Origin of the sequence: Bacillus sp. 123MFChir2, assembly GCF_000383235.1 — a bacterium.
In the GTDB taxonomy this organism is placed as follows: Bacteria; Bacillota; Bacilli; order Bacillales; family Bacillaceae_G; genus Bacillus_A.
In genome coordinates this window covers 1-24,850 of sequence record NZ_KB910981.1, presented here as the reverse complement: position 1 = coordinate 24,850, position 24,850 = coordinate 1, and the positions used below count along the sequence as shown (strand labels likewise).

Annotated in this window: 23 protein-coding genes and 1 pseudogene; 16 read left to right on the top strand and 8 right to left on the bottom strand. The window is 34.3% G+C overall.

The window, feature by feature from the left end:
- Positions 1-436: 436 nt before the first annotated feature.
- The 7 genes from H280_RS0120530 to H280_RS0120500 all read left to right on the top strand — a co-directional run bounded on the left by H280_RS0120530 (position 437) and on the right by H280_RS0120500 (position 8,951).
- On the top strand, positions 437-985 hold the full coding sequence (locus H280_RS0120530) for a DUF420 domain-containing protein (protein ID WP_442852836.1): 549 nt from the start codon (positions 437-439) through the stop codon (positions 983-985).
- Positions 986-1,098: 113 nt separating this feature from the next.
- Positions 1,099-2,262 (top strand): iron-containing alcohol dehydrogenase, encoded by a 1,164-nt coding sequence (locus H280_RS0120525; protein WP_020062995.1) that lies wholly within the window; start codon positions 1,099-1,101, stop codon positions 2,260-2,262.
- A gap of 475 nt (positions 2,263-2,737) precedes the next feature.
- Positions 2,738-3,355 carry a DUF6385 domain-containing protein gene (locus H280_RS0120520; RefSeq protein ID WP_020062994.1) on the top strand — a complete coding sequence of 206 codons (618 nt, stop codon included), beginning with the start codon at positions 2,738-2,740 and terminating at the stop codon, positions 3,353-3,355.
- Between the two features lie 119 nt (positions 3,356-3,474).
- Positions 3,475-5,433, top strand: a complete 1,959-nt coding sequence (locus tag H280_RS0120515; protein WP_020062993.1) for a glycosyltransferase family 2 protein — start codon at positions 3,475-3,477, stop codon at positions 5,431-5,433.
- The gene (locus tag H280_RS24485; RefSeq protein WP_020062992.1) at positions 5,430-7,058 is read left to right on the top strand and encodes a glycosyltransferase family 2 protein; all 1,629 of its coding nucleotides are present in this window, start codon (positions 5,430-5,432) and stop codon (positions 7,056-7,058) included. The genes H280_RS0120515 and H280_RS24485 overlap by 4 nt, the downstream gene beginning before the upstream one ends.
- Before the next feature lie 143 nt (positions 7,059-7,201).
- Complete coding sequence (locus H280_RS0120505; RefSeq protein ID WP_020062991.1) at positions 7,202-7,441, top strand: hypothetical protein; 240 nt, start codon at positions 7,202-7,204, stop codon at positions 7,439-7,441.
- A gap of 769 nt (positions 7,442-8,210) precedes the next feature.
- On the top strand, positions 8,211-8,951 hold the full coding sequence (locus H280_RS0120500; RefSeq protein WP_020062990.1) for a DUF6385 domain-containing protein: 741 nt from the start codon (positions 8,211-8,213) through the stop codon (positions 8,949-8,951).
- 124 nt (positions 8,952-9,075) lie between these two features.
- Here H280_RS0120500 and H280_RS0120495 read toward each other — a convergent pair whose 3' ends face one another.
- On the bottom strand, positions 9,076-9,312 hold the full coding sequence (locus H280_RS0120495; RefSeq protein ID WP_028411326.1) for a hypothetical protein: 237 nt from the start codon (positions 9,310-9,312) through the stop codon (positions 9,076-9,078).
- Positions 9,313-9,519: 207 nt separating this feature from the next.
- On the opposite strand from H280_RS0120495, the gene miaA reads away from it, so the two are divergent.
- Together miaA and hfq are read left to right on the top strand one after the other, a co-directional pair.
- Positions 9,520-10,470: a tRNA (adenosine(37)-N6)-dimethylallyltransferase MiaA gene (gene miaA, locus H280_RS0120490; RefSeq protein WP_020062988.1), complete on the top strand. Its 951-nt coding sequence runs from the start codon at positions 9,520-9,522 to the stop codon at positions 10,468-10,470.
- Between the two features lie 24 nt (positions 10,471-10,494).
- Positions 10,495-10,719 (top strand): RNA chaperone Hfq, encoded by a 225-nt coding sequence (gene hfq / locus H280_RS0120485; protein ID WP_000813896.1) that lies wholly within the window; start codon positions 10,495-10,497, stop codon positions 10,717-10,719.
- A 242-nt stretch (positions 10,720-10,961) separates the two neighbouring features.
- On the opposite strand, the gene H280_RS0120480 is transcribed toward hfq, so the two are convergent.
- Complete coding sequence (locus H280_RS0120480; protein ID WP_028411325.1) at positions 10,962-11,756, bottom strand: collagen-like repeat preface domain-containing protein; 795 nt, start codon at positions 11,754-11,756, stop codon at positions 10,962-10,964.
- A gap of 115 nt (positions 11,757-11,871) precedes the next feature.
- On the bottom strand, positions 11,872-12,834 hold the full coding sequence (locus H280_RS0120475; protein WP_020062987.1) for a tyrosine-type recombinase/integrase: 963 nt from the start codon (positions 12,832-12,834) through the stop codon (positions 11,872-11,874).
- A gap of 120 nt (positions 12,835-12,954) precedes the next feature.
- On the opposite strand from H280_RS0120475, the gene spoVK reads away from it, so the two are divergent.
- Complete coding sequence (spoVK, locus tag H280_RS0120470) at positions 12,955-13,911, top strand: stage V sporulation protein K (RefSeq protein WP_020062986.1); 957 nt, start codon at positions 12,955-12,957, stop codon at positions 13,909-13,911.
- Positions 13,912-13,939: 28 nt separating this feature from the next.
- Here spoVK and H280_RS26780 read toward each other — a convergent pair whose 3' ends face one another.
- Both H280_RS26780 and H280_RS26240 read right to left on the bottom strand, forming a co-directional pair.
- Positions 13,940-14,074: a hypothetical protein gene (locus tag H280_RS26780; protein WP_020062985.1), complete on the bottom strand. Its 135-nt coding sequence runs from the start codon at positions 14,072-14,074 to the stop codon at positions 13,940-13,942.
- Positions 14,075-14,080: 6 nt separating this feature from the next.
- Positions 14,081-14,224: a hypothetical protein gene (locus H280_RS26240; RefSeq protein ID WP_020062984.1), complete on the bottom strand. Its 144-nt coding sequence runs from the start codon at positions 14,222-14,224 to the stop codon at positions 14,081-14,083.
- A 770-nt stretch (positions 14,225-14,994) separates the two neighbouring features.
- Here H280_RS26240 and ltrA point away from each other — a divergent pair.
- A complete protein-coding gene (ltrA, locus tag H280_RS0120455) occupies positions 14,995-16,794 on the top strand; it encodes a group II intron reverse transcriptase/maturase (protein WP_020062983.1) in 1,800 nt (599 codons plus the stop codon).
- 212 nt (positions 16,795-17,006) lie between these two features.
- Here ltrA and H280_RS0120450 read toward each other — a convergent pair whose 3' ends face one another.
- Positions 17,007-17,630, bottom strand: a complete 624-nt coding sequence (locus tag H280_RS0120450) for a trimeric intracellular cation channel family protein (RefSeq protein WP_020062982.1) — start codon at positions 17,628-17,630, stop codon at positions 17,007-17,009.
- 88 nt (positions 17,631-17,718) lie between these two features.
- On the opposite strand from H280_RS0120450, the gene hflX reads away from it, so the two are divergent.
- The 5 genes from hflX (at position 17,719) to H280_RS0120425 (ending at position 22,948) form a co-directional block, all read left to right on the top strand.
- Positions 17,719-18,999 (top strand): GTPase HflX, encoded by a 1,281-nt coding sequence (gene hflX, locus H280_RS0120445; RefSeq protein ID WP_020062981.1) that lies wholly within the window; start codon positions 17,719-17,721, stop codon positions 18,997-18,999.
- Positions 18,992-20,263, top strand: a complete 1,272-nt coding sequence (locus H280_RS0120440) for a methionine gamma-lyase family protein (RefSeq protein WP_020062980.1) — start codon at positions 18,992-18,994, stop codon at positions 20,261-20,263. Before hflX ends, H280_RS0120440 begins: the two co-directional genes overlap by 8 nt.
- Before the next feature lie 221 nt (positions 20,264-20,484).
- The gene (locus H280_RS0120435; protein WP_051094797.1) at positions 20,485-20,826 is read left to right on the top strand and encodes a MerR family transcriptional regulator; all 342 of its coding nucleotides are present in this window, start codon (positions 20,485-20,487) and stop codon (positions 20,824-20,826) included.
- A 48-nt stretch (positions 20,827-20,874) separates the two neighbouring features.
- Positions 20,875-22,209: a type I glutamate--ammonia ligase gene (gene glnA / locus H280_RS0120430; protein WP_020062978.1), complete on the top strand. Its 1,335-nt coding sequence runs from the start codon at positions 20,875-20,877 to the stop codon at positions 22,207-22,209.
- Between the two features lie 517 nt (positions 22,210-22,726).
- Entirely contained in the window at positions 22,727-22,948 is a 222-nt protein-coding gene (locus H280_RS0120425; RefSeq protein ID WP_020062977.1) for a hypothetical protein, read from the top strand.
- A gap of 366 nt (positions 22,949-23,314) precedes the next feature.
- Here H280_RS0120425 and H280_RS0120420 read toward each other — a convergent pair whose 3' ends face one another.
- Entirely contained in the window at positions 23,315-23,707 is a 393-nt protein-coding gene (locus tag H280_RS0120420; protein ID WP_020062976.1) for a hypothetical protein, read from the bottom strand.
- Between the two features lie 219 nt (positions 23,708-23,926).
- A pseudogene (locus H280_RS26640) lies at positions 23,927-24,115 on the bottom strand (hypothetical protein); the annotation flags it as partial.
- Between the last annotated feature and the right edge of the window lie 735 nt (positions 24,116-24,850).

The window sequence follows — 24,850 nt, the reverse complement described above, 5'->3', positions numbered from 1 at the left end:
CCTTCATAAAACAGTGTATATGAGTAATCAACAAATTTTATTTCAAATCAAGAAGGGAGGGAACCTGGTTTAAAACTTATATCCCTTTGCGTATAGTTGACTCGGATGAATGATTATGCGCAAAACAAGACCGTTCCTAACAGGAACCTGCCGTTATTCTTTCACAGTAGGTGAATGAGAAGGTGATAGCCTTGCGGACAGGAAAAAGGTGAGATTCCTTTTCGGTAGTTGGCTTTTGTCTTGGTTCGCCAACGTTTTGATAGATTTTTATAAGTTTTTTAAACCAGGATTGTTTATTTTTTGCCACTTGTGTATGAAAAGATTATCAACGCTGAGGCTTCACATCACATGATTATTTCAAACATTTGTCACATTTATACGGTTAATAATATGTTAAAATAATGAAGCCACTATATATTTTAAGAAGAATGAGGGAGTGAACAATTTGACTGATGGTTCTGTGAAACAGAAGAGCTATGCTCCTGTTGTGATAACGCTTTCTGTGATCGTCAATGCGATTATTTTATTTTTGTTTTTTGGATCGGTTGGATACAAAGGAGAAGTACATTTTGATGTAACGATTTTGCCACTTATTAATGCGATTTGTAATAGTTTTACATTCGTGTTTTTACTAGCAGCGTTGTTCTCAATCATTAAAAAGAATGTGAAGCTACATAGAGGATTTATTCTTGCCGCATTTACAACAACATTGCTATTTTGCGTTTCGTATTTGTCGTATCATTATTTAGCGCCAGCAACGCATTTTGGTGGAGAAGGAGTCATTAAATATGTATATTTCTTTATTTTAATTACACATATTTTCCTTGCTGCTATAATTGTGCCGCTTGCATTATTTTCTTTAGTGTACGGATTTACAAACCAATTGACTCGCCATCGTAAAATTGTACGTTGGACAATGCCAATTTGGTTATATGTAAGCCTTTCTGGCGTTATCGTATACTTAATGATTTCACCTTATTATTAAAAGAGTCTCAGTTTCAGCTGAGACTCTTTTTTGTATAAGCAGATTTTTTTGTAAAAGACTAAATATATGATATACAAAAGTATAGTTACTTTTATCTAGAAAGGATGAAGTGTATGCAAAACTTTATGTTTCGTAATCCGACAAAGCTTATTTTTGGAACAGGTCAATTAGAACAATTGAAACTAGAAATACCTCAATACGGGAAAAAGGTGTTACTCGTATATGGTGGTGGAAGTATTAAACAAAATGGGATTTATGATCATGTAATATCTATGTTAAAAGAAATAGATGCAGAAATTTTTGAGTTGAGTGGTGTAGAACCAAATCCACGTTTATCAACAGTAAATAAAGGGATTCAAATTTGTAAAGAAAATAATGTCGAATTTATATTAGCTGTGGGCGGTGGAAGCGTAATTGATTGCACGAAAGCGATTGCGGCTGGCAGCAAGTATGATGGAGATGTGTGGGATCTTGTTACGCAAAAAGCGATTGCAGTTGAAGCATTGCCTTTTGGAACAGTGTTAACTTTAGCGGCAACAGGCTCTGAAATGAATGCAGGTTCGGTTATTACAAATTGGGAAACAAATGAGAAGTATGGCTGGGGGAGTCCAGTCACATTTCCGCAATTTTCAATTTTAGATCCAAATCATACAATATCTGTACCGCGCAACCAAACCATTTACGGTATTGTTGATATTATGTCGCATGTACTTGAGCAATATTTTCACCAAGGCACAAATACGGCATTACAGGACCGATACTGTGAATCTATTTTACAAACGGTTATTGAGACAGCTCCGAAACTGTTAAATGATTTAGAAAGTTATGAGCACCGAGAAACAATTTTATATTGTGGTACAATGGCGCTAAATGGTATTTTGGCGATGGGGGTACGAGGAGACTGGGCAACGCATAACATTGAGCATGCTGTTTCAGCAGTGTACGATATTCCGCATGGCGGTGGTTTAGCGGTATTATTCCCAAATTGGATGCAACATGTTTTACATGAAAATGTAGATCGTTTTAAACAATTTGCGATTCGAGTATTTCATGTTCAAACAGAAGATAAAGCGGATGTTGACATAGCGTTAGAAGGAATTGAAGCATTGCGTCAATTTTGGACATCTATTGGAGCACCATCTCGTTTAGCAGATTATGAAATTGGTGAAGAACAAATTGATGTTATGGCAGAAAAAGCAATGGCATATGGTGAGTTCGGACAATTTAAAAAATTAAATAAACAAGATGTTGTAAAAATTTATCAAGCGTCGTTATAAACAAACAAAAAACACCTTTTCTATAGAAAGGTGTTTTTTGTTTGTTAGTATTCCCGCCAAGATATATTCGCATTTGTAGAAAGTACACCAGCTACTGATAAGGAAGCATTTATTGTAATGGAAGGGTGTATACAATTTGAGATGTAGCGGCAGCTCCCTCAGAGGTAGAACTAATTGCTGGAGCTGTATATGTATTGGTTATAAGTGAATATAAATAATTATTTGGGGTGTTAAAAACGAAATAGTTTGGCATCTTTTTCTCCGTTTCCATTTAGAATCATTTGTTTGTTATGTGGAAACATCAATATAATTTCTATATGTTTGTGTAAGAGAAGTTATGATTTTAAAAAACTTCTCGAAACCGCTGGATATATGTAACTAAAAATTTTACGCATACATGCTTTTTGTAAGTTACAATATGTATTTTATTCATATGTTATGTGTATGTGAATCATTTTTAGGGGAGGGGAGTCATGTGCCAAATTATAATACTTTTAATTTAAATCCAGCAGAATTTCAAACGAGCATTTACGGACAAGATGGGACAGGTACATTACGACCTGTATTAACAGATACGGCCGGTAGGGTTGAAGTAGTTGGTAATTTATCTGTTACTTCAATAGAAAGTGCAACAGTGACAACGATATTAGGTGGAACGTTAAATGTAGTGAACACAGTAAATGCAGTGAATGGAGCAACGGTAACAACAATCCAAGGTGGAACGTTAAATACAGTAAATCAAGTAACAACAGTTATTGCAATTTCGCAGCAAAATTTTGTTGAAAGTAACGCTCTTAATATTCCAGTTACTACGACAAGCTATACACCAATACCAAGCGCAACACTTTCAAGGGTCACAGAATATTATGATAAATATACTTATTTTGTCAAAAATCAAACTGGGAACACCGTTAATATTTTATTAGAAATTAGTCCTAATGATACAGATTATTATCCGGATACAGAAATTACAAATATAGTGAATACAGTTGTTCCGGTAACACCAAAATATTTTATGAAGTATACACGTGTTTCATATAAGGTAACGAGTGGTAGTAGTACAATTGATGTTTGGTTTAATGCACAAGGATAAAGTGGGATTTCCATTAGTAGGAAAAAGAGGGGAGAGCCCTCTTTTTCTATTTTATGGGCTTAAATATGACTAATACATGCTTTGGCTTTCATACCTTAATGGTAAGGAGGGGGTATGTAGTGAATAAAGTAAAGCTATCGGTCAATATCATTGTCAAAAATGCGGCTGATACGATTGAACAATGTTTACATAGTGTCGCATCATGGGTAGATGAAATTGTAATTATTGATACTGGCTCTACAGATGAGACAATTATGAAAATAAAACAGTATAACGCAAAGTTAGTTGAAGCAACATGGAAAGATAGTTTTAGCGAAGCAAGAAATATAGCAATTAATCATTCAACTGGAGATTGGATTTTAGTATTGGATGCAGATGAAATATATACCGCTACTGAAGATGAGACAAGGAAGTATTTACAAACAGATACTGTTCAAGGGTATTGGGTTGAAGTAAAGAATATGACAGACACATATAATAGTACGTATCATCGTGCGTTGCGGTTGTTTCGAAATGATCAACGATTTCGATTTAAAGGTCGTATACATGAACAAATTTTAATGACAATTGTAGAGAGTTTTTCATTAGAACATATACAAGAAAGTCAATTGACTATTACGCATTACGGATATACTGAGCAGCACATACAAAAGTTTTCTAAAGTAAGCAGGAATATGAAATTATTAGAGATGGCGATTTCGGAAGGATTCATGACCGCTTTTTATATGTATAATCTTGGAGTTGAATATTTACGAATTGGAAATTATGAAAAAAGTGAAGATTTATTTGAACTGTGTTTGGCGAAAGAGAAAGAGAACGCTTCGTATCTGCATACATTATATTACTACTTAATTTTAACTAAAAAGGCACTTAAAAAAAGTTCTGAAGCACTATTATTACTAGAGGAAGCGCTTCAAAAATATGAAGATTATATAGACTTGTATATATTACAGATTCAAATCTTATATGAACAAGGGCTCTATAATCAGGCATTCAAAGTAGTTGAAAAGGTACAAACATATACGAATCATTCATCACGTTATGTGTCTGAAAGAGAAAATTTACATCATATCGTATTTTTTTATCGCGGGGAAATTCATCGTAAAAACAGAAATGACGTTGCTGCATTACGCGATTATTGTGCAACGATTGCTTTGCAACCGTATTTTCAAGAAGTGTACCAGGCTATTGTTGAACTGTGTTTACAAAGTGCCGATTATACATTATCACAAGCTATAAAAAGGGTGTTGAAAGCAGGAGCGGAGAAAGAGCTTCTTATTAGTATTTTACAAGAATATGGAGCTCATGATAGAATTCTGGATTTATATAAAGAATATGAATCTTTTTCTCAAAAAGATTTATTTGTGCAAAATGAGTGCTACATAAGGAAAGGGCAATTAGAGCGAGCGCTGTTAATACAAAACTATGTATTAAACATTGGTCCAGCATTAACAGCAGAAGAAAAGAATAGGTGGTTAGTAGATCACTTTCTTACGTATATAGCTAATGGAGAAGAAGCGCCTCTTGTTATACGTGAACAATATGGTTATTCCTTTTCTATTTACGATGTAAGTACGTGGCGTAATGATGAAAAAAAGAAGGTTAAACACTTTATCGAAAGGTGTCTTCAGCTTCAACTTCTATCTGCTTGTGAATCTATTCTTGAAAGTGCAGATGATATAGAATTGACAATTCATTATGCGAAAAGTTTGTATAAAGAAGGCTATATTGAACGAGCCGGACATTTATTTTATAAATTAATGAAAGAAGAGTATGATGAAGAAATATTGTTTTATATGGGAGAGATGCTTTTTCGTAATAAGCAGTATGCACATGCGATCACGCAATTAGAAAGAATTTTAGAATATAATCCGTACCATGAAAAGGCTAGAATAGCAGCTGCACATTCGTATTTATATGAGGCTTATGAGCGTTTGCAAAATATAAAAGAAGGTGTTTCGAATCGTTCTTTTCTTAATCGGCAACTTTCTGCTGTTATGCAATCATTACAAGCGATAGATGAGAAGGCATGGATGACAGATAGAACGTTTGTGCAAAGGAGGAATTATCATTTATGAGTCTCATTTCATTTTGTATGATTTGTAAGGATGAAGAGAAAAGGATTGAGGCTTGTTTAAAAAGTATTGTGGATATTGTAGATGAAATTATTGTTGTTGATACAGGGTCTATAGACCGCACAGTAGAAATTGCAGAACGTTACGCAACGAAAACCCTTCATTTTGTGTGGAATGATGATTTTTCAGCTGCTCGTAATTATGCATTAGAGCATGCAGCGGGGGAATGGATTTTATTTTTGGATGCAGATGAAGAATTAGATGAGCAAACCGCACCATTATTACGCTCCCTTGCTAAAGAAAATAAACATCCGGCATATTTTCTACAAATTGTTAATCATATATCTAATAAGGGAGAGAAGGTTGTGGAAACATGTCCTGTATTACGTTTTTTTCGGAATGATAACCGAATTCGTTTTACAGGTGAGGTGCACGAGCAAATTGGTGGTGCGATTGCGGAAGTATATCATAATGAGTCAGTTGCTTATACACAAATTCAAATTCACCATTATGGATATTTAGAAGAAATTGTTCAAGAAAAAAAGAAAAAAGAACGTAATATGACGCTAGTCTTAAAACAAGTAAGGAGAGAACCAGATAACCCTTTTCATCATTACAACTTAGCTGGTGAGTATATACGTGTAGGTAGCCTAGAAGATGCGTTGCTTCATTTGCAAAAGGTAAAGGAGCTTTGTGATATTAGTCATATGGGATTTGGACCTTTAACAATAAAAAAGGAAATTTTCACACTATATAGCTTGAATAGAAAAAAAGAGGTATTGAATGTATGTCGCAAAGAAAATAAACGCTTTCCTTATTTTCCAGATTTACTATTTTTGTGGGGGCGTGTTGCAGCTGAGATTGGTTTATTTGCAGAAGCTATTCGTGTTTATCGCATCATTGTATCAATAACAGAAGTTCCATTGCATTATACAATGGACGAAGGAATTCTTAAGAAGAAGGCGCCGTTTGAACTTGCAAAGTTATTAGAAAGAAAAAATCGGAAAGAAGCGCTTGCTTTGTATAAGAAGGTTTTACAACATGATTCCCAGCAAAGAGAAGTATTAGAAAGGATAATGGCATTGCTAGAGAGTATAGAAGAAGTGGAAGATATATTTCAAACGTTTCATTATTGGGATGATTTACCCTTATTACAAAAAACATGTGAAATGTTCTTTCAACAGCAAAAAAATTCGTTAATTATTTATATATATGAAAGAGGAAATTTATCAAACGACTTACTATATGACATGGCTGCATATATGGAGCATCGTACGATTCATCAATCTATTATAACAGCGTTTCATGATTGGGTAGAAAATAAACAATTAAGAATGAAAAATAAGACGCATGTTTTTATATCTTTTTTACGAACTGGTGAATGGCCTGATGACATATTTCCAAGCGAAGAAGACTGGTTATGTATTCAATATGGCTTTCAATTAGCCTTACAAAAAGAAAATCACCATAAACTATGGCAAATCACATCATTGTGGCGTTACTTTATATCAATTGTGAATGGGAAAGAGGAACAGATATATAGGCAATATGTATATAGTTTACATATTGCGAAAATTCCCGAGGTATATATAAATAAACGAGTTTCTATACAACCAATTTATAAATAAAAGGATCAGATGATGATGCAACCTTCAAATGTAACGTTATGTATGATTGTTTGTGATGAGGAAAAGGATTTGCCTATTTGTTTAGAATCAGTAAAAGGTATTGTAAGAGAAATTGTGATTATATGGTGGACTATTGTTGTCGATTGTTTAAAAATGAACCTTTTCTTACGTATAGAGGTGCTATACATGAAGATATAACCTATGCATTTTCACAAGAACAAATCCAATTTACGAACATTGTGATTGAACATAGCGGGTATTTAGAAGAGGAAGTGTATCGAAAAGAAAAAGAAAGCAGAAATATGAAAATTCTAAAGCGAACGTTGGAAAAATGCTATGATGATGCGTATATGCAATATGCATATGCAACGGAATTTTTTTAACATGAGAAATATAAGGAAGCATTACTTGTATATGTACCACTGTTATTTGTTTGTGAACAAGAAGCTTTTTTTCTGATTTAGTTATAAAAACAATATATAGCTATATGGGCTGTATGCAGTATGAGAATGCTTTAAAATTGATAGAACAATATCAAGATAGGTATTTGGATTTTTCAGATTTTTTATGCTAAATCTATAATTCTTTTAAAAATGAACAAGTATATAGAGGGAGAGAAAGCAATAAAGCATTGCCTGGAAACATGCGAACATGAACATTACTATTCAACTTCTTCAGAGGTTAGCAAGGAGTCGTGTTTGTTACTACTAGCACGAAAGTATGCCTTTAAAGAAGTGCAGGAATAGTATAAACAATTAGTTGCACATTCAAATCATGAAGATTTGAAATATAGATATTTAAAAAATTAGTAATTAAATGTTCGTTAAAAGATATCGTAGATTACAACATATGTTATTTTTTTGAAAAAGCTTCAGTAGATCATTTAAAAACAATTGAAGAAATATGGAATCAGCATGTGAGGCAACCTTTAGATTATATGATTGGCCATGTTTAGCTTTAGCATCACATAAAAAGAAACGGGAAAAGCGGTGTTTTCATCATTTGATGCAGTGCAACATATTTGACTTGGAACAGTATAAGAAAAGTAATGGTGAAATAACAAAGATTGATTGGAGTCGTTTGTTAAAAATATTTCTTTACATTCATTCTAGATAGCTGTATTTCGGAAAATGGATAAAGAAGGTGATATAGGTGGCGGGTAAAAAGGGATCATCAAATAAGGGGCATAGCGAGAAAGGAAAAAAGGATGTTTTTTCACCGTTTTCAGCTCGAAAGAAAAATCAACCTATTTTACCACCTCCATTACAATCTGGAATGACGACAAAACAGATCGCATTACGAGAAGAAAGTGAAGAGAAACAAAGAAACGGGATGCAAGAAGAAGGAGTTGAAGAACAACCAATCCTATTTTTATATGGAATAACAGAGAATGAAGAAGCAAGACCGTTAAGAGTGGACGATGAAGGATATTTATTAACAAAGGAATATAGTGTAAAAGGTGAAGAGGGGGCATTTAAGGAAAAAAATTATGGGAGAAACAGTAAGTTGTATGAAAAATATAAGCAATTGAGCTATATGAGTTGCTTTGCTCCATTAGGTGTTGATATGCCAGTAATGAGAAAAATGTTTTTCAACAGAGAAGTTATTTTACATATTTCTCAGGAAGAAGAGGACTTTGTAATATTTGACGTTTCAGAGCTAAATCAATATTCTTTTGCAATTATTAATAATACAAATGCTGCAATTGAAACGTATGTACAAATTAGCCCGGACTCTGTTCATTACTTTACAGATACAATCACATTTAAGGTTGATCCTCTTCAAATGGCAACAATTTCTCCAGTTCGTTTTCTTAAATATGCAAAAGTCGTTGTAAAGGGAAAAGGAACTGGAGAAGTTTCTGTTTACTTGCAAGGGCAAACGTTGGGCTAATATTTAGCTATAACTAAGACTTCATTATTATGAAATGGCAGAAGAGAGGATGATGAACGTAAGAGTCTCTTCAAAACATAGATGAACGAACCTATTAAATATTTTGAGGAAATGAGAAGATTATTTAGAATGGATATATCGTTTGTCCTGTCAAAATGTTATATGCAGCGCAAAACTGTGATTGTGTATATTCGTTAGTTTTTATATCTGTTTCTTCATCTGTAAGTATCGTATGGAACGAACGCAGAATACAATTTAGCGCAAAGTATAACTCTTCCTGAGAGAAATTCTTTCCTTTTGTTGCGGTTGCTAGAATTAACTCTTCTGATAACGAGCGAAAATCAATAGTAGCTTGTCCAATCCTCATCGTATCATCTCCATCTCCATTTTGATTTCTACCATGTATATGAAGTGATTGGACAAAACATGCAAAATAGATTATATTTTTAACAAATATATATATAATTTCAATTACCGTAATAAGATTACTTGCATTTTGACTGTTAAAATTGGTAAGATTGGATATAATAATCAGATGTATAACTATACATAAAGAGAGTTGGAGTATATGGGAGAAGAAAAGCAGGACAAGGTTGTTGTTATTATTGGACCAACTGCAGTTGGAAAAACGAAGCTTAGCATTGAATTGGCAAAAGCGTTAAATGGAGAGATTATAAGCGGTGATTCTATGCAAATCTATCGTAGTATGAATATAGGTACGGCGAAAGTTACGGAAGAAGAGATGGACGGAATTCCGCATTATATGATTGATATAAAAAATCCAGAAGATGCATTTTCTGTTGCTGAGTTTCAAGAGCTTGTACGCGGTCATATAGCAGATATTACAAGTCGTGGTAAACTACCTATCATTGTTGGCGGGACGGGTTTATATATACAATCTGTACTATATGATTACCAGTTTTCTGATGAACCAGGAGACCCTGTGTACCGTAAACAGTTAGAGGAAGTAGTAGAGGAACATGGTGTAGAGTATATACACGGAAAGCTGGAAGAAATTGATCCGAAAAGTGCAAAGCGCATTCATCCAAATAATGTGAGACGTGTCATTCGTGCATTAGAAATTTTTCATACAACAGGGCAGAAGATGAGTGACCAATTAGAGCAACAAGAAAATGAATTGTTATATGACGTGGCTTTAATTGGTTTAATAATGGATCGAGATTTATTATATAGCCGTATTAATTTACGTGTAGATATTATGATGAAGCAAGGTTTGTTAGAGGAAGTTAAGTGTTTGTATGAAGAAAGAATTCGGGATTGCCAATCTATTCAAGCGATTGGTTATAAAGAGTTGTATGAATATTTTGATGGGGAAATTTCGTTAGAAGAAGCGGTAATTGCTTTAAAAACGAATTCCCGCCGTTATGCCAAACGACAATTAACTTGGTTCCGAAATAAAATGGATGTTAAATGGTTTGATGTTACAAGCGGTGAAAAAAATCAAGAAATTTTACAGTATACAGAAGGAAAGCTACAACTTAAGGCGAATAATAAGTAGTAGAGAAAAAGAGGAGGATTCGACATGAAGCAATCAATCAATATTCAAGATCAATTTTTAAATCAACTCCGTAAAGAGAATACGTTTGTTACGCTGTACTTATTAAATGGCTTCCAACTTCGTGGTTTAATTAAAGGATTCGATAATTTTACAGTATTGTTGGAAACAGAAGGTAAGCAACAGCTTATTTATAAACATGCGATTTCTACATTTGTTCCACAAAAGAACGTTTCAATCGAATTAGAATAGTAAAAGAATTGTACATAGTAAAAAGAGCGAATGATTCGCTCTTTTTTTAATTTTAAAAAATACATGGAAATCTAGTTAGGAGATAGAGAATCTAGATGTTTTGTTATTTGTCTAAAGAATGAAAATGCGAAAATAAAAAAGATGATTCTTAAACGTTGTTGAAAGTAAAAAATGTATCTTACTTATTGAAAACTTATGTTGGAAAAGGTGTGAAAATGGGCATTTTGAGTCGATTTTACGTATTACACAGGTAGATGTAGGGAGAGTAGCTCCTCTTCGCTTTCTTGAAATTGCTTATCTTTATGCTGATGCTCATCTAAAAGTGCAAGATCGTTTTGTACGTAGTGTTCATTTGAAAGCTCAAGTTCGTTTTGTACGTAGTGTTCATTTGAAAGCTCAAGTTCGTTTTGTACGTAGTGTTCATTTGAAAGCTCAAGTTCGTTTTGTTCATGGTGTTCATCTAAAAGCTTAAGATTATTTTGTACACAGTGTTCATCTAGAAATTCGAATTCCTCTTGTGTATGGTGTTCGTCTTGATTCTCTTGATCATCTTTAAGTTGATCATTCATTCCGAGCGGCATTATTTGAAGTAAAGCTATTTGTAAATTCTTTGTTTGTTCAATAATATTTTCAGATACATGGTGGTTCATCTTAAACGATTTTATAATATACAGCGAAAAGTTGAGTAAATTTTGTAATCCAATATATACTACATTGGCCGAAAACGGTTGATTGTTCAAAATAGTGATTAAATCCCTAGCAATCTCAATACCGGTTCCTCGCTGTGTGAGTGATACGTTTAAACGTTTTAGGTCCCATTGGATTGCTTCTAATATGTTTATAAGTCCCTTTACGTTTGATTGTGACGGTGTTGAAAATACAGCTGGAATTAAATGAGTTAAGTCACTTAGTGTTTTTTGCAAACGTTTGATGGATGATGTAGAAGCATGAGTGTAATGAACAGCTGGAATTCGGTGGGAGTGTATTGGAAAATAAGGCATTGAAACATTTTTCTCATTATCATTAAAATAAGACATTGAAAGTCTCCTTCCTAATTGTCATGGTGAAGAATTCTATCTTAGTAGATGCAAGTAATGTATAAAAAGGAATAGGGAGACGGGGTATTGTTATAAAAAATAATAAAAACGCCTATTACGAGGCGTTTTCTTTTTGCTTTGCATAGTTATAATATCTTTTTAATGAAATTTTTGATTTAAAACCGATTCGTTTTATAATTTCTTGTTCCGGAACATGATTTTGGATGAGACGTAAAATAAAAGTATTGCGTAAATGCTGGCCAGAGATACCTTTACGTAGCCCTGCACGCGCTACTTCAAGTCGAATCATTTTTTGTACGGAAATCTCTGTTAATCCTTTTGGAGCGTCATTTTCATATACCCAACGGAATGTATTTCGGTTAAAATCAAAAGCCACAAATAATGAATCCATGCTATGGTATTTTGGACGTACTGGCTCGGGGATATTTTTATAGTATTGATATAACTTTTTTTTATCTTCTTTTGTTAATGTAATAACTCGCTCTATTCCAGATACAGCAGGAATAGATAATGTATTATTTTCAAAATGAACGTGATGCATATTCAACGAGATGAGCTCTTGTAATGATAAACCGTAGTCAAGAAGAAGCATTATAATACATACGTTTCGATCCATAAGTAATGGACGTACAGGTCGTTGTTTATCTGACAGTCCTTCCAAAGAAGTTAAAATATATTTTAAACGCTGTTCTTCTTGTTGCGAAATGAAATCTTCATCTCGCAGTGTACGATCTGGTTGTATAACAAGTTCCATATCTTTCAGGGGGCTAGGCAAGTTTAAGAAATGATACAGTCGATTTAATACAATAAAAACACGATGCATTGTTTTTTCGGAGTAATGACGTTTTATTTTTAATTCTGAAAAATAATCTTCATAGTCTTTTGTACAAAGTGTCCCCCATATATTATTAGAAGAAATTTTTTTGTACTTTTCTAACCAATGGACAAAATCCTCGATGTCGTAGACGTATCGTTTAATGGTTGAAGGTTTTCGTCCCTTATTTAATAAGTAAGCGCAGAAAGCCTGTAATGTATCATTAATTTCTTTTGTTGACATAGTCCCACCTCCCTAGTTTTCTTACATTATAACAAAAATTTTCAGAAAATGTTTATTTCTTGGGAAAGCGCAAATGTTGACAATATTCGTCAGTGAGATGATAAAAAATGAGGTGATTGTATGGAACAGTCGATGCGAAAGAAGAACAATAATCAGATTAACATTGTGCTAAATCACCGAAATAAAATTTCTGTTTCTTCTCCAGAACAAAAGCAAAATCTTTCAAATGAAACTGTTACAAAACATGAAATGTTGCAGCGGATTGAAGAAGAAATGAGCAAGCTTGTGGGAATGCAGGAAATCAAAAAAATTATAAAAGAAATTTATGCATGGATTTATGTAAATAAAAAACGGCAAGAAATGGGCTTGAAATCAGAGAAACAAGTCCTTCATATGTTATTTAAAGGAAATCCGGGGACGGGGAAAACGACTGTTGCTAGAATGATAGGGAAATTATTATTTGAAATGAATGTGTTATCGAAAGGACATTTAGTTGAAGCGGAACGGGCAGATTTAGTTGGTGAATATATTGGACATACGGCACAAAAAACGCGAGATCTTATTCGAAAAGCAATGGGAGGGATTTTGTTTATTGACGAGGCATATTCGCTTGCACGCGGGGGAGAAAAAGATTTTGGAAAAGAAGCAATTGATACGCTCGTTAAACATATGGAAGATAAACAGCATGCTTTTGTGCTCATTTTAGCAGGGTATTCAAGGGAGATGAACCATTTTCTATCACTTAACCCAGGTTTGCAATCTCGCTTTCCTTTCATTATTGAGTTTTCGGATTACACAGTCAATCAACTATTAGAAATAGGGAAACAGATGTATGAAGAAAGAGAGTATCAACTATCAAAAGAGGCAGAGTGGAACCTTCGCGAGCATTTAAATACAGTAAAATATTCATCACATATCACTTCTTTTAGCAATGGGCGTTACGTCCGTAATATTGTGGAAAAGTCGATTCGTACACAAGCGATGAGATTGCTTCAGGAAGAAGCCTATGATAAATATGATTTAATAACAATTTCTAGTAGCGATTTAACTCTTGAAGAAGAAGTGCATAGTTTATAATAAAACACGAAGCGTTACGCTTCGTGTTTTATTTCGTATTCTTTGTTTTTGCACGCTGCTCTAATTGGCTTTTTGGACTTTGATCAGCTGCATCTGAAGCGAGTCCTTGTGGATTAACGCTACTACCTTGTCCGCGATTGCGTTTGTTGTTTCCTTTTGCCATATTATTTCACTCCTGCTCTTCTTTTGCTTTTTGTTGATAAGCTTTATGATAACGTTCCATTTTTTTGCTTTTTTCGTATGATGAATTTAGATCATGCCCAGATTGATCTACAGAACTTCTTTGTGCACCTTTATTTACATGCTTTGTCATTTGTTTCACCTCTCTTTAAGGAATAGTATTTGCGAATATGTACAAAAAACATGCAATAAAATAATCCTTTGTGCGACACGTTTCCTTATAAGTGTGTAAACACGAAATAGGAGGGTTATCAATTTGATAACAACAACTGATTGACTGAAAGTAGGAATGAAAGCCGTCAGGTTGAGCTGAAACTACTTATCTGATACTCCTACATGCAAGGCGTGATAGTAGTCACAAATTGTATGAAGCTAGGTGAAGTCGGCTGAACAAAACCTAAGTGAGAAATCATATGGTAATGGATAGGTCGGGATGCTACAAAATATCTATGGTGAGAATGTCCCAAATAATGGACTGGCGAACTTGCGAATGTACGGGTCTAAATTATTAATACAATAGAAATGTGTATGTCGTCAATGATGACGTTATCTACCGAAAAGTAAGAGTAAAGGATACGAAATTCGGAACATCTAACGATGAGGATGTAAAGATAACAGGCTTAAAGCAAGCACCTAAGGATATATGTATAGCTAAGTTAAACGGAACGTGGTAAGCAAGAAACTGTCACCAACGCCTACTAGCGGACAGATGCATATAAGGTTCTAACGAACCGAAATTGCTTCATTCTTGTGAAGGTGGGGACACAGTACCGAAGAAGCATGTAACGAATGTGGAGGGATAGTCCCTAGTCTTGTTCTTTGAAAACTAAATTAACTAGATGTAACTCACAGGATCGAGTAAGATGATGGGACTTTTCGTAAGAAAGGGGAATTAATACATCGGTGAGTACAACATTACGACATGCAGAATATTACAACATGCAAAAAGTGTTTGATGATTTATATCAACGAAGCCAAAACAATGCTACTAAAGGTGTAAATTTATATAAGCACATCACATCAAAAGAAAATATTCTACTAGCATATAGAAATATAAAGGCTAACACTGGTTCTAAAACCGAAGGAACAGACGGTATTACAATCGACCACTATAAAATGGAAGATGTGGATTCTTTCATTGATAACATAAGAAAAGCTCTTGTGGATTATAAACCAAATACGGTCCGTAGGGTCGAAATACCAAAACCGAATGGAAAGAAACGCCCATTAGGAATCCCTACAATGAGAGATAGATTGATTCAACAAATGTTCAAACAAGTTTTAGAACCAATATGCGAAGCAAAATTCTACAAACATTCATATGGATTCAGACCCAACAGGTCAACACACCATGCAATGGCTAGGTGTCAATTCTTGATAAACAGAGGGAGATTTAGTCACGTAGTAGATATTGATATACAAGGTTTCTTTGACAATGTAAATCATTCCAAATTATTAAAACAACTATACAACATAGGTATAACTGATAAAAGAGTACTGACAATTATCTCAAAAATGTTAAAAGCCCCAATCAAAGGAAAAGGCATTCCTACAAAAGGAACTCCGCAAGGAGGAATTCTAAGTCCATTACTTAGTAATGTTGTACTAAACGATTTGGATTGGTGGATATCCAGTCAGTGGGAGAATATTAAAACAAGGAAACCATATACAATAGCAACTAAAAACCCATTGTTGATAAAAGCAAAATTGAAGAAAATGTATATAGTTAGGTATGCAGATGATTTTAAAATATTTACTAATAACCATCAATCTGCAATCAAAATATTCCATGCAGTGGAAGGATATCTCAAAAATCAACTAAACCTTAATATATCTAATGAAAAATCAACTATAACTAACCTAAAAAGAAAATCTTCGGATTTTCTAGGATTCTCCATCAAATCTGTAAAAAAGCGCAAAAGATATGTAGCGAACACACATGTAAGCGAGAAAAAGAAAAAGGATATCCTTGAAAAAGCAAAAACAAGGATTAAAACAATCCAAAAGAATCCAACAGTAAAAGCGGTACTGGATTATAACGCCTATGTACTTGGCATAAAAAACTATTACAGAATCGCAACACATGTAAATGTAGACTTTGCTGAAATAGCCTTTCGTCTCTCGAAAACCTTGTTCAATCGTCTAAAATCAATAGGGAAATATAAAATACCTACCAATGCTAACGCATTATACAAAAAAATTCACAGGAATAATTATAGAACCTTTGAAGTAGCAGGTAATCACATATTTCCACTAGCGGATATACAAACACGATTCCCTCAAAGTTTCAGTCAAGACATATGTAACTATACTGAAAAGGGAAGAAAGAAACTCATCAAAAACCTAAAAGGAAACATTACTAATGAAGTTAAAAAAATGTTGCTATCCTCCACCAAAGGGAAAAGCATGGAGTATGCAGATAACAGGATATCAAGATATTCCATGCAAAATGGGAAATGTGCTATTACAGGAATCTTTTTGCTAGCTGATGAAGCACACTGTCATCACAAAGTACCGAAAGGTATGGGAGGAACTGACGAGTTCAATAACCTAATTATTGTACATGAATTTGTCCACAGACTGATTCACGCTACAAATGAAGAGACGATTAGAACGTACATGAGAATTCTTCAATTGAACGATAAGCAATTGAAGAAAATAAACAAACTTCGTAAAGCTTGTAATCTAGTTACTTTAGTATAGAAGAATAAGATGGGACGCTGTATGCGATGAAAGTCGCACGTACAGTGTTAAGCGGGGGAAAAGATGGAGATAACTTCAAAGTTTTACCTATCGCAACTATGAGTGGTGTTTTTCATTTCTAATAATGATAAGGAGGAGTAATGGAAATGTTTTTTTTATTAGGATAGGGGAAAATAGAAAAACCCTTTACAAAAAAGTAAAGGGTTAATTTGTTATCTCTCGCTGAAATGTTCAATCTTTTCTACACTACGATGTGGTAGGTGCCATTTGTAATAGAGTGAAACCATACGGAGACATACGATAAGGAGGAATAATACATATAATGCCCAGTCGCTCACAATAATTTTAGCCCCAATTAAAAATCCAGCTAAAATTGTCCAAAGTGCATAAATCTCTGCTCGTAGTACAAGTGGTTTACGACGTGCTAATAAATCACGGATAATACCGCCGCCGATTCCTGTTAAGACTGCTGCGACGATCGTTGCACTAATTGGTAGGTTTAGTTTTTGTGCATATAATGCACCTTGAATTGCAAATGCAGATAAACCGATTGCATCGGTGATATTTTCCCAACGTTTCCAATGTCTGATAAGTTTGTTCGGGAATAAAAATATAATAGTCATTGACAACATTGCAATTTCAAATAACATATCTTGTTGCCAAAGCGAAACAATTGGATAGCCGATTAATAAATTACGCAGTGCGCCTCCCCCAAACGCGGTTGCCATCCCTAAAATATAAACCCCGAAAATATCGTATTCTTCTTCCATCGCGATGATTGCTCCGCTTAAAGCGAATGCGATTGTACCAATGATGCTAAATAAATCCCATGCCATGAAATTCTCCCTCACTAACTAGATGAAATGTTCTTACTCTGCTATTATATTAGAAGGTTTAATTTTCGAAAAGGATGAGTGAAGATATTTGTTAGAAGAAAAAGAAAAAGTGATACTAGTCGGCTGTCAATTACCCCAAGATGATGACGAACGTTTTGAACATTCAATGGAAGAGCTAGCATCATTAGCAAAAACAGCACAAGCAGAAGTGTTAGTTATGGCGATGCAAAAACGTACTAAGTTCCATCCAGCAACGTATGTTGGAAAAGGGAAGTTAGAAGAACTTTCTGTGCTTGCGGAAGAACTAGAGCCAGATGTTATCATTTTTAATAATGAATTAACACCAAGTCAAATTCGAAATTTATCAGCGGAGTTAGATGCGAGGGTTATTGATCGTACACAGCTTATATTAGATATTTTTGCTCAGCGTGCGAAGTCCAGAGAAGGTAAATTGCAAGTGGAACTTGCGCAGCTTCAATATGCGTTGCCGCGTCTTGTAGGACAAGGGAAAGCGTTATCTCGTCTTGGTGGTGGTATTGGAACAAGAGGTCCGGGAGAAACGAAATTAGAAACGGATCGTCGTCATATTCGCTCTCGTATTGATGAAATCAAAAGGCAACTTTCTAGTGTGGTTGAACACCGTAAGAGATATCGGGAGCGGCGTAAAGAAAATCAAGTCTTTCAAGTTTCTTTAGTTGGGTATACAAACGCTGGGAAATCTACGTTATTTAACAGATTAACGGCTGCTGATACGTTTGAGGAAGATTTATTATTTGCAACACTTGATCCAACAACGCGTAAAATGCAATTGTCATGTGGTTATACAGTGTTATTAACAGATACAGTTGGATTCATTCAAGATTTACCGACGTCTTTAATTGCCGCGTTTCGTTCGACATTAGAGGAAGTAAATGAAGCAGATGTTATTTTGCATGTTATTGATTCAGCTGATCCCAATTATTTAGGGCATGAAGAGACAGTTAAAAAATTATTGCAAGAACTTGAAGTTGATCACATTCCGATTATTACTGTGTACAATAAAAAAGATAAGTTACATCCAAACTTCATTCCGTTCCCGGAGAATGATTTTATTATGACAAGTGCTTTTCATGAGGCGGATTTAGAAAAACTAAAAAAAGTTGTAGAAATAGAAATGATGAAGCGAATGGATTCGTATGAATTAATGATTCCGGTGTGTGAAGGTAGATTGTTGACGCTTTTAAAAACAGAAACAGTATTAACAGCAATGACCTTTCAAGAAGAGAAGCAAGCATATGAATGTACAGGGTATGTTTTTGCTCATTCTCCGCTTAATGGACAAATTTATAAATATTCAACGAGAAAAGGAGAAGAGAAAGAAGATGTTTAATCGATTGAAAAATGGTGAAAAGATTGCTCCGATTGTAAAAGAAGTAGAAATGCAAATTGCGGATATACATAAACAGATTGAAGAAGTAATTGAAAGTAATCAATTTCGTGTGTTAGAAAGTTTTCGTAATCATAAAATTAGTGACGCGCATTTTATTCCAACAACAGGATATGGATACGATGATATTGGCCGTGATACGTTAGAGAAGGTGTATGCTGATGTATTTGGGGCGGAAGCAGGCCTTGTACGTCCGCAAATTATTTCTGGGACTCATGCAATCTCTACAGCGTTGTTTGGTATATTACGACCTGGTGATGAATTGTTATATATAACTGGGAAGCCGTATGATACGTTAGAAGAAATCGTTGGTGTTCGTGGAAAAGGTGTTGGCTCATTTAAAGAGTATAATATCGGCTATCAGGCAGTTGCTTTAACAGAAGAGGAGCGTGTTGATTTTGCTGCAGTGCAAGCGGCAATCCATGAAAATACAAAAATGATTGGAATCCAACGTTCAAAGGGTTATGCAACTCGTCCATCATTTACAATAGCTGAAATTAAAGAAATGATTGCATTCGTAAAAGAAATTAAACCTGATGTTGTTGTGTTTGTAGACAACTGCTATGGAGAATTTATAGAAGGGCTAGAACCATGTCATGTCGGTGCAGATTTAATGGCTGGTTCACTTATTAAAAATCCAGGTGGCGGCATTGTGAAAACGGGAGGCTATATTGTTGGGAAAGAGCAATATGTAGAAGCGTGCGCATATCGTTTAACGTCTCCAGGTATCGGAGCGGAAGCTGGTGCATCTTTATATAGTTTGCAAGAGATGTATCAAGGTTTTTTCTTAGCGCCTCATGTTGCTGGTCAAGCGTTAAAAGGTGCTATTTTTACAGCGGCTTTTTTAGAGAGGCTTGGTATGAATACATCACCAACTTGGGATGCGCCGCGAACAGATTTAATACAATCAGTTCAATTTGATGATAAAGAACGTATGATTGCATTTTGCCAAGCAATTCAATATGCATCACCAATCAATTCGCATTTTACACCGTATCCGAATTACATGCCGGGCTATGAAGATGATGTAATTATGGCTGCAGGTACATTTATTCAAGGGGCGAGTATTGAATTATCAGCAGATGGTCCAATTCGTCCGCCTTATGTTGCTTATGTACAAGGTGGGTTGACATATTCACACGTGAAGATTGCGATTTGTTCTGCTATTGATACGCTAATTGAAAAAAATCTATTAGTAATTTCATAAATGAAAGCTGCCGATTTTGGCAGCTTTTTTGTATATAAGTAAAGAATTGAGACATTTTAATAAAAGTAAAAAAATTTATAAAAATTCACGTTAGAAAAGTTAACATCCGTTGACATGAGACATAACATGATATAAAATGAGAATCAAGTTAAGGCGAAGGAGGAACTGAAGTGACACAACATGATCGACGTTCTGCTCCGCTGTTTCCGATAAGTATAGTTATGGATTTAACACAGTTATCTGCGCGTCAAATTCGGTACTATGAAGAACATAAATTGATTTCCCCAACCCGTACAAAAGGAAATCGTAGATTATTTTCATTTAACGACGTAGATAAATTGTTAGAGATTAAAGACTTGTTAGATCAAGGTTTAAACATGGCTGGTATTAAACAAGTACTACTAATGAAGGAAAATCAATCAGAAGTGATACAAGCAAGAGAAGAAGTGAAGGAAATTTCGAAATCTGAGCTTCGTAAAATTCTTCGAGATGAACTGCAACATACAGGCAGATTTAATCGAACATCTTTACGACAAGGTGATATTTCAAGGTTTTTTCATTGATGATTGATAATTTTGAGAATGTTTAGAGGGACTAAGGAGGAATTTTAAATGGCAAAGTACACAAAAGAAGATATTTTCAGCTTGGCGAAAGAAGAGAATGTAAAGTATATCCGTCTACAATTTACGGATCTTTTAGGAAGTATTAAAAACGTAGAAATTCCAGTTAGTCAGTTAACAAAAGCTCTAGATAACAAAATGATGTTTGACGGATCTTCTATTGAAGGATTCGTTCGCATTGAAGAATCCGACATGTACTTATATCCAGACCTAGATACATGGGTAATTTTCCCGTGGACAGCTGAAAAAGGGAAAGTAGCACGACTAATTTGTGACATTTATAATCCAGACGGAACACCGTTTGATGGTGATCCACGTAACAATTTAAAACGCATCTTGAAAGAAATGGAAGAACTAGGATTTACTGATTTTAATCTTGGACCAGAACCGGAGTTCTTCTTATTTAAAGTTGATGAAAAAGGAAATCCAACATTAGAATTAAATGATAATGGCGGATACTTTGACCTTGCACCGATGGATTTAGGAGAAAACTGTCGTCGTGACATCGTTCTTGAATTGGAAGAAATGGGCTTTGAAATCGAGGCATCTCACCATGAAGTTGCACCAGGGCAACATGAAATTGACTTCAAATATGCAAATGCAGTTAAAGCGTGTGACGATATTCAAACATTTAAACTTGTTGTAAAAACAATTGCACGCAAACACGGTTTACACGCAACATTTATGCCAAAACCGCTATTTGGTGTAAATGGTTCTGGTATGCACTGTAACTTATCACTATTCAAAAATGGTGAGAATGTATTCTACGATCAAAATGGTGATTTACAATTAAGTGATGATGCTCGCCACTTTATCGCAGGTATTTTAAAACATGCATCAAGTTTTACAGCGGTAACTAATCCAACTGTAAACTCTTATAAACGTTTAGTGCCTGGATATGAAGCGCCTTGTTACGTAGCATGGTCTGCACAAAACCGTAGCCCATTAATACGTATCCCTGCATCTCGCGGTGTAAGTACACGTGTAGAAGTACGTAGCGTTGATCCAGCTGCAAACCCATATTTAGCAATGGCGGTATTATTAGCAGCAGGTCTTGATGGAATTAAAAATAAACTTGCGGTACCACCTGCAGTAGATCGCAATATTTATGTAATGACTCCAGAAGAACGTGAAAAAGCAGGTATTATTGATTTACCAGCTACATTAGCACAAGCGCTAAATGAACTAAAATCAAACGAAATTATTTGCGGTGCATTAGGAGAACACTTACTGGAGCACTTTATCGAAGCGAAAGAAATCGAGTGGGATATGTTCCGCACGCAAGTTCACCAATGGGAACGCGATCAATATATGACTCTTTACTAAGAGTTGGAAGCCTTGATACTAATGGTATCGGGGCTTTTTCATTCTTTTTAAATACTACATATTGTGTAGTATCTGTTTCCACCATATAACTTAATTGAATATCTAGTTTACGATTGTCTTCAAAATTCATAAATGTTTCGACTTTTATATGTATTTCCGATATTTAGTACATAAATACATTAGTTCAAATCGAGAACTTCTGCATTATTTTTATAATTTCGTGAAGTTTCTGAGTATCTAGCGGGCTAGTAATACAGAGAGTATAAAAAGGCCCAATTGAATATATAAATCAAATTAAAAACCTGACATAAACCCCTTTTCTTTTTAGATGGCCCTAAGCGTTTGGCCATGCGCAGAAGCGGTCAGGACCTTTTTCTTCCACGTGCGAAGTTCAAACAAAGAGAAAACGAAAGTAGCAGGTTATTTTTTGTTTAGCATGTCGGTGATTTGTGTGTTGGAAAGTCAAGTTTGATTTATATATTTAATAAAATCCTTATTTGTAGAAAGGGAGAAGAAGATGGCTAACACGAGTTATCAATACCATGTATATAACGAGCATATGAGTTTTATAGTTTCTGTCCCTGTAAAAGAAGATAAATATGCGGAGCGGTTTGCCAAACGTGTAGCAGTGGATTTTTATGAATACACAGAGGAACAAGTCAAAAATGTAAATGTAGAATTCATCGTGAGCTATCGGATGAAATCAGTGATTAATTTAAAAAATTTAAACAAAGCGTAATAAAATCGTTATTTGAGAAATGGAGAACGGTCGCTTATTTAGTTGTCACCCTATTGGTATAAACTTGATGAGTCTTATGTGAATTGGTTGAGATAACTAACAAAAAGCTCTGATGAAGTAGAACATCAGAGTTTTTTGTTGTTTGACAAGATGACAGTTTCTTAATCAAACATTGGTTATGACATTACAAAAAAGTAGAAAATAACATTATTGCATTATAATAATGCAATAATGTTATTGGAAGTGTTTTGTTAATAAAAGTAAAATGACTTAGATACTAATCAGAAAATGGTTTCTATAGATAGAAAAATATGGTATATATTTCGAAAAACATACTAGATCTTTAGGTTGTAAATAATTGTAAGTTTATTTATAAATCATAATTCTATATATATCAATACAATGTTCATCTTCGTATGAAACATTTAGTTTTCTACCGTCGAGTAGTTCATTGCTGTGTTGTATATTATATAAGTGTCTATTTAAACAGTATATATAATATTTTTGATTTTGATGTGTAGATCCACCATAATATTCTATTTTCCGAATATCATTGTATGTGAAAATATATTGTTCATTTGTTTCTATATTTTCTAAGTTCAATTCTAATAGAAAACCAGAAACAGTTTCTTTTAAGTGATAAGAAACTAGCTTATGGGGTACAGTTTCTTCTTGCCCAGGTATATTTGGGAGTAAACTTAATTGTAATGTCTTGCATGTACTTAACGATGATTCGAAAAAGCTATCAATTCTATTCATAGTAATCACTCCTATAGTTAAAATTTAGCATTAATATCATTTTATATCAATAGTCGGATATATAAATATAGGTTTATATATCCGACTATTGATATAAAATGATATTTTTTGAATAGAAATGCACAATTGGTGAATAATTACATTAAAACAAACAAAGCTCTCTCGTGTGAAGGACTTTTGTTTTTATCGACGCATTTTATTCAATGATTTATCCATTTGTCATACATTTGTTAAGGTTACTGTACTTGTTGTTTTTTCAACACCACGATAGTTATATTTTGGTTTTTGCAAGAAGTCGAATGCAAAATCCTTCACTACTTTTTCTTGTGAATTCTTCTCAACTACTTGAGATTTGAAAATGTTTATAAGCATATACTCATGATTAGATGGGTCTTTAATATAATTTTGAAGAATGCGTCAGAAGCACTCTAAAGAAAGAAGCCCCGGGATATACGGGACTTCTTAGGGTAATTTGTCAAGTAATGGCATACTTGACTAAATAAATTTAACATAAATTTCGGGGGGATAATATTGGTAAATGTGTCCAAATATAAGTGGATATAGGGAATCTAAGTTTTATGCAATTTGAATTTTATAGAAATGCAGGTGGGGAACTTTTATATGAATACAAATTGAAAAAATGACATAAAAACCAATTTTTTAGGGGAGGAGACGAGAGCAATTGGCCATGCATAGAGGCGATCAGTTCCTTTTCCTGCCGCGTGCAAAGTTTAAAACAAAGATAGACAGCAAGTAGCGGCCATGTTTTGTTCTGCATAGCAGCGCCTTATATGTTAAAAAGTCAACTTGTATTTATATAGATTCATTACCCGTAAGATTATGAATACGTATTTAATATAAAAATAACACGTCTGTTGATTATCTAAATTCTACCAAAAAATGAATACAAAAAGAGAGATTCCTCTTGTACAATGTAAGTTACCACACCAACATTGACGAAACGAGGAATCTCTCATGAACAAGAATACCACGTCCCACACATTGATTCAAAACTTTCTTTCAGAAGCAGAGCTCCAGGCGATTTTAACGGAGTTCAACCACACCGAGACAGCCCGAAAATGCACGGTTTCTACTGTTATTTCTTATTTGATTAGTGCTGCGACAAATGAATGGAAAAGCTTG